At 58.9% G+C, this 5,444-nt stretch carries 8 protein-coding genes; 5 read left to right on the top strand and 3 right to left on the bottom strand.

Annotated features, from left to right (window positions below):
* Window positions 1–66: 66 nt before the first annotated feature.
* Both LH128_RS08870 and LH128_RS08865 read right to left on the bottom strand, forming a co-directional pair.
* Entirely contained in the window at window positions 67–849 is a 783-nt protein-coding gene (locus LH128_RS08870; RefSeq protein ID WP_008829278.1) for a glucose 1-dehydrogenase, read from the bottom strand.
* A 129-nt stretch (window positions 850–978) separates the two neighbouring features.
* Entirely contained in the window at window positions 979–1,917 is a 939-nt protein-coding gene (locus tag LH128_RS08865; protein ID WP_008829277.1) for a CorA family divalent cation transporter, read from the bottom strand.
* Between the two features lie 341 nt (window positions 1,918–2,258).
* On the opposite strand from LH128_RS08865, the gene LH128_RS08860 reads away from it, so the two are divergent.
* The 5 genes from LH128_RS08860 to LH128_RS08840 all read left to right on the top strand — a co-directional run bounded on the left by LH128_RS08860 (window position 2,259) and on the right by LH128_RS08840 (window position 5,047).
* Window positions 2,259–2,741, top strand: coding sequence for a hypothetical protein (locus tag LH128_RS08860; RefSeq protein ID WP_008829276.1), 483 nt, complete (start codon window positions 2,259–2,261; stop codon window positions 2,739–2,741).
* 376 nt (window positions 2,742–3,117) lie between these two features.
* Window positions 3,118–3,381 carry a hypothetical protein gene (locus LH128_RS08855; RefSeq protein WP_008829275.1) on the top strand — a complete coding sequence of 88 codons (264 nt, stop codon included), beginning with the start codon at window positions 3,118–3,120 and terminating at the stop codon, window positions 3,379–3,381.
* Window positions 3,382–3,717: 336 nt separating this feature from the next.
* On the top strand, window positions 3,718–4,128 hold the full coding sequence (locus LH128_RS32070; RefSeq protein ID WP_083910149.1) for a YihY/virulence factor BrkB family protein: 411 nt from the start codon (window positions 3,718–3,720) through the stop codon (window positions 4,126–4,128).
* 368 nt (window positions 4,129–4,496) lie between these two features.
* Entirely contained in the window at window positions 4,497–4,745 is a 249-nt protein-coding gene (locus LH128_RS08845) for a ribbon-helix-helix domain-containing protein (RefSeq protein ID WP_008829273.1), read from the top strand.
* Window positions 4,742–5,047, top strand: a complete 306-nt coding sequence (locus tag LH128_RS08840; RefSeq protein WP_008829272.1) for a type II toxin-antitoxin system RelE/ParE family toxin — start codon at window positions 4,742–4,744, stop codon at window positions 5,045–5,047. Before LH128_RS08845 ends, LH128_RS08840 begins: the two co-directional genes overlap by 4 nt.
* 190 nt (window positions 5,048–5,237) lie before the next feature.
* Here LH128_RS08840 and LH128_RS08835 read toward each other — a convergent pair whose 3' ends face one another.
* A complete protein-coding gene (locus tag LH128_RS08835; protein ID WP_083910148.1) occupies window positions 5,238–5,384 on the bottom strand; it encodes an SDR family oxidoreductase in 147 nt (48 codons plus the stop codon).
* Between the last annotated feature and the right edge of the window lie 60 nt (window positions 5,385–5,444).

Here is a 5,444-nt window from a genome sequence, read left to right as displayed (position 1 = left end):
CCGACGAGGGCAGCCGACAGCATGTTCCCGATCAGACCGTAATCCTCGATGCGGTTCGCCATGCCCTCACCCACCATGCGCGAAGGAGGGGTAGTCGGTCATGCCGCCATCGACGAAGACGGTTGTGCCGGTGATATAGCCGGCAACGTCGGAAGCAAGAACGACGGCCATTCTGGCGATGTCTTCCGCTTCTCCGATGCGACCAAGAGGGATCTTGGTGAGGAGATCCTTGTAGGTTTCCGGATCGCTCCATACCGCCTTGTTGATGGGCGTGCGGATCGCGCCAGGAGCGATGCACAGCACCCGCACGCCATGGGGAGCAGCCTCCTGCGCCAGCGACTTCGACATCATCGACACGCCGGCCTTGCTAGCCGTGTACGCGCTGTAGCCGGTCCAGGCGATCACCTCGTGAACGCTGGAAGTATTGAGCACTACGCCGGACTTCTGCGGGACCATGCGCTTCAGTGCAGCGCGGGCGCAAAGGAAAGCCCCCTTGAGATTGATGTCGATGACCTTGCCCCAGGCATCGGGTTCAGCTTCCCAGCCCAGCGCGGCGTGGCCATCGATCCCGGCATTGTTCACCAGGATGTCGATCCCGCCCCAAGCCTCGTCGATCTCCTCGAACATCGCCTCGATCGCTTCGGCGTCGCTGATGTCGGCCATCAGTCCCAGCGCCTTGCCACCGGCTGTCACGAACTGCTTCACCAGCGTGTCGGTCTCTTCAGGATTGACGAGGTAGTTGATGGCTACGCAGGCGCCTTCGGCAGAAAAGGCCTTGGCGATGGCCGCACCGAGCCCGGAATTGCCCCCTGTGACCAGGACGCGCTTGCCCGTCAGGTCTATGTCCATCGCTCTCCACCTCGCATGCTAAGGGCCGTTTGAATCCGTTGCAATTAAAAGCGAATATCGATGATCGAGGTTCCGCTGGGGGAACGGCCATAGTCAGCAGTATGAGGCTCGACGGGTCGGCGGTGCTAGTTAGATCCACCCCCGCCATTTGAACCAGATATAGGGCAGCAGACCCGATACAAGACACAGGATCAGCGCGTAGGGATAGCCCAGTTCCCAACTCAACTCTGGCATGTTCCTGAAATTCATGCCGTAGACGCCCACGACAAGAACGGGCGGGACACCTACGACTGAGGCGACTGTAAGTACCTTCACGACATCGTTCTGCTCAATGCTCAGAAAAGCGGCTGCAGCGTCCTGAAGCAGCTGGATGCGCCCTTCAAGACTGGTCTCGAACTCATCGAGCGAGTTGATGTCATGCCGTATGGAATCGAACCGCTCTTGCATGAGCTGATCAAGGTCCGGTGTGCAACGATCCAGAATGAAGCTGACCATCCGGCCGAGGCTGAGAAACGCATAGCGCACGCGCGATGCCTGATCGCTGGCCCGCCCTACATCACGCATTATCAGACGTATCTTGCGGGTTTCCCGCTTAAGCCCGGGCCGTTCCTCTTCTTCAAAGAAGAGCAATTGCGACGCTTTGGATACGACTGCTGACGCCTGTTCCAGATGATCGGCAGCCCGACCGACAATGTCCTCGAGCAGCGTTGCCAGCACACTTGCTGCGCTTACGTCCACGTCGTGCCTGAGCTTTTCACCGACCGCATCGAACGGTTCCAGATAATCATATCGCACCGTGATCAAGGTATCGGGGGTCAGGATGAAGCCGGTTGGCGCATTGCTCCACTCCCCGGCGCCGGTACCCGAAATCAGAGCCGCGCTCATATAGAGGACGTCGCCATCTGCGCGTAGCCGGCTCGAAGCCTGGATCTCGCTCAACGCTTCGCGGGCCGGCAGTTTCAAACCACATCGCTGCTCGGCAATGGAGCGCTCATCAGGGTCAGGCGAGAGCAGGTCGATCCAGACGCCACTCGCGCCACTCTCGGCTTCTGGGAACGATCGCAGCATGGATTGATCCTAATCGCCCTGTTAGAAACGGATGTGGCCCTCAGGCCATGCTGAGTGCAAGGCATTCGATCATGAGCACGCCTGATGATTGGGAACTACGGTCAGACAGTTTTGTTTCTGTTCTGTAACAATGTCGTTGTTCTTGGAGAGGCAATCATGGGTAAGGGAATTGTTCTTTGGCTGCTCGGCATTCCGCTGCCGATAATCCTGCTTCTCCTCCTGTTCTGGCACTGACCATGGTTGAGCCTGCACATCCGCACGTCAATCCAGAACTTTACCCCAGCGGGGCCCCTGCTGGCGAACTCGGATCAGCCATATCATGGTCTGCGATCCTGGGAGGTGTGATCGCCGCCATCTCCGTCACATTGGTGCTCATGATCCTGGGATCCGCCTTTGGACTGGGGTCTGTATCCCCATGGCCAGGCGTCGGGGCAAAAGGCTCCGCATTTGCGATCGGGGCCGGCATCTGGATGATCGTGACTCAATGGCTGGCCTCGCTCAGCGGCGGCTATCTTGCAGGTCGTTTGCGCACTCGCTGGCACGGTCTGCATAGCGACGGGGTGTTCTTCCGCGACACCGCGCATGGCTTTCTAACTTGGGCGACTGCAACGGTCTTTCTTGCTCTCGTTGCCGTTCTTGCGGGCGCTCTTGCCAATCCAGCTGTTCCCACGGTCGATATGGAAAGTACGCATGCAGCCGCCGATGCGATGAGAGAGGCGGCGGTGACGTTGGCTGGCTTTACCGGACTGTCCCTTGTGGTTGGCGCCTTTATCGCCAGCGTAGCCGGTGCTGTCGGGGGCAGGCTGCGAGATCTTCATCCCTGAGTGCATGGCGCTGGACGATTCCCTTAGCCGATATCAGCGGGCCTCGGTTTGACGGGTCGCCCCCGACCCGCTTCCCCGCGTCGATTGACAGAAGGGTGGAAAGTTGCCGCGCCTTGGCGTGTTCGAAGGTGGAAAGGGCTACCCGACATTTCGAGTTCCTGGATCCAGTTGCTAGGTTGCCCGATTTCCCAGGTTGTCCCGGCGCTGGCACCGATAAGCGCGATGCCGATCGCGAATTCCCGAAAGCCTGCTTACAAATCGGATCAATGATAAGCCCTAGTAACCGGCGTGTCTGGATCAAACCGGGCTTATCGTACGATTCCCGCAGGAAACCATCGCCGGCCTCGACCGGGCGGCAACTGCAGATAGGACACGCATGACGGATCGCCGTATTGCAATCGATGCCGCTGACGGGTCGATGGCCGCGCTGTTTTCCATCGCTTCGCTGGCGCAGGTTCTGATGGCGAAAGGTGCGCTTGCGCCGTCGCAAATCGACTTGGCTTTTGCATCGGCAGCCTCCTCGTGTCGTGCAATTGGCATCGATGGCGGTTCGCAGCTTATCGAGTTGCTTTTCCCGACAGTGGCGAGTCCTATTCTTGGGGGCCTCACCGGAGCAACGGCAGCGGATATGCGCCAGTAATTTCGAGGTTATTTAGCGGAAACGTGGTGTTGCTCGGGTTATCGGGAACATTCCCACCGGCCGCTCGCTCCAGTTCAAAGCAACAGGAGGATCCCATTATGAACATTAAGGTCGCCGCCGGATAGCGCTGATCGTCGTGCTGGCCTCTGGCACGAGCGCGTGCTCGCATGGCGCCACGCGGGGCGGTCTGATCGGCGGTGCGGGCGGCGCGGCTGTCGGAAGTGCGACGGGTCTGGGCACAACTAAAGGTGCTGTCGTGGGCGGAACAGCAGGCGCCATCATCGGAGACAAGGATAGGTAAGCTCGAATCCAGGCGCTGCAGCAGCTAGGGCCTGCATCTTCCAAGATGTCGGTCTGTCCACGCTCAGTGCCAGTTTCAGTGGCGCGCCACCTTTCTTTGCCGTTCAGATTACTATTGTTTCGTACCTGCTCGTTGGCGCGGTGGGCATCGCTCGGGCCGCGGTCATCGACCGCTTTGGCCCTAACCGGGCACGCGTGAAATCGCGGTGGCTTACGCTTGGCTCGATCTTTACACCCTGCTCATGGATGTTCTTGACATTCGGCTTTGGGCTCTACGTCGCGGATTTCAGCAATTATGACGCCACGTACGGGTCGCTCGGCGCAGCTATGGTACTGCTCACGTGGCTGTATTTTTCGGCCTACGTGCTTTTTCTGGGTGCCGAGCTGAATTGCGAGTTAGAGCGGCAGACATCGAGCGACACACCCCTGGGGAAGAGCAACCGTTAGGAAAGCGCAAGGCCTACGCCGCAGACACGGTGGTTCATACCGGCTGACGGGTTAGCCGGAGTCGACAGCTTTGGGGAGTTGCGTCGCAGCAGTTGCGCGGCCTGAACGACGCCAACGACGCCTAGGAACCCTTACTACAGTCGAGCCATTGCAGACCCTCAACATCCAATTCGTGACACCCAGCTGCTGACGGTCTGCCAACCCGGCAGGTGTCAATCTTCTCAGACCTTCATGAGTCAGTTCCCGCTCGCTGGGAGCCGACAGTTGCCTTCACTCGGAAAATCTCTCGTGGGATCATCCCGCTAATCAGTCACTAGCTTGCACGCGAAAGATCGGGTATGATTTAATCATATTAAGTGGAGGTAGACATGGCCGCGAAAGCAATTTCGGTAACGCTCGGTGAGATGGCATCGCATGCTGAACGACATCTGGCTTCCGGTCGATATGCCTCGATGAGTGAAGTGATGCGGGCAGGCCTGCGCGCGCTAGATCGTGAAGAGGCGGTGCTGGATGAACTGATCCGGGTTCGCGTTGCGGAGGCTTTGGCCGACCCTCGTCCCCCAATGGCGCTCGACAAGGCCTTCGCTCAGGTACGTGCTTCCGTCGCCAAAGCATGACCTACGACGTCCAATTGTCGGCATTGGCGATCGAAGATCTGATCACACTTCACCAATGGGTAAGCGCGGAAACTGACCTGCCCACTGCAAACGGCTACCTTGCCAGGATCGAAGACCGCATTGCCGGGTTGGCTGATTTTCCTCACCGCGGATCCCCTCGCGACGACTTGATTGCAGGTCTGAGGACACTCACATTCGAACGTCGCGTGTTGATCGCATATACCGTTGACATGGCTATCGTCACCGTACAGCGAATTATCAGCGGCTCCCGCGATTTGGTCGCGGCCCTGCACAACTCTTGAGGTCTACGGCTCTCATCGCCGTAAGTGGTTCAGCTCCCGACCCATGCCGGACTCTCAGCGCTCGATTTTCGATCCCTCGCAGCAGACATTCCGCTTTTTCTGGGAGCTGTCGACCAACCTAAGACGTTTGCCGGTCCACCGCCAAACGGCAGCTTGCTACAGACCCGCTCGTTAGATCGATGACGCGACCTCAATGAGCAACAAATCCACCATCGACGGGCAAAGCAGCGCCGGCAACGAAACTGGCAGCAGGGCCGCGAAGCCACAGGACTGCGGCTGCGATTTCCTCAGATCGACCAAGGCGGCCGATCGGTTGATCGCGGAGGACCTGCCCCATCGCTGTAAGCGCGCATTTCGTAGCACGTTGCTTCCGGAGGCAGTGCGGCCATCATAGTTG

Source organism: Sphingomonas sp. LH128, from assembly GCF_000293195.2.
In the GTDB taxonomy this organism is placed as follows: Bacteria; Pseudomonadota; Alphaproteobacteria; order Sphingomonadales; family Sphingomonadaceae; genus Novosphingobium; species Novosphingobium resinovorum_A.
Note: the sequence above shows the minus strand (reverse complement) of the source record. Positions and strands in the feature narration are given on the sequence as shown.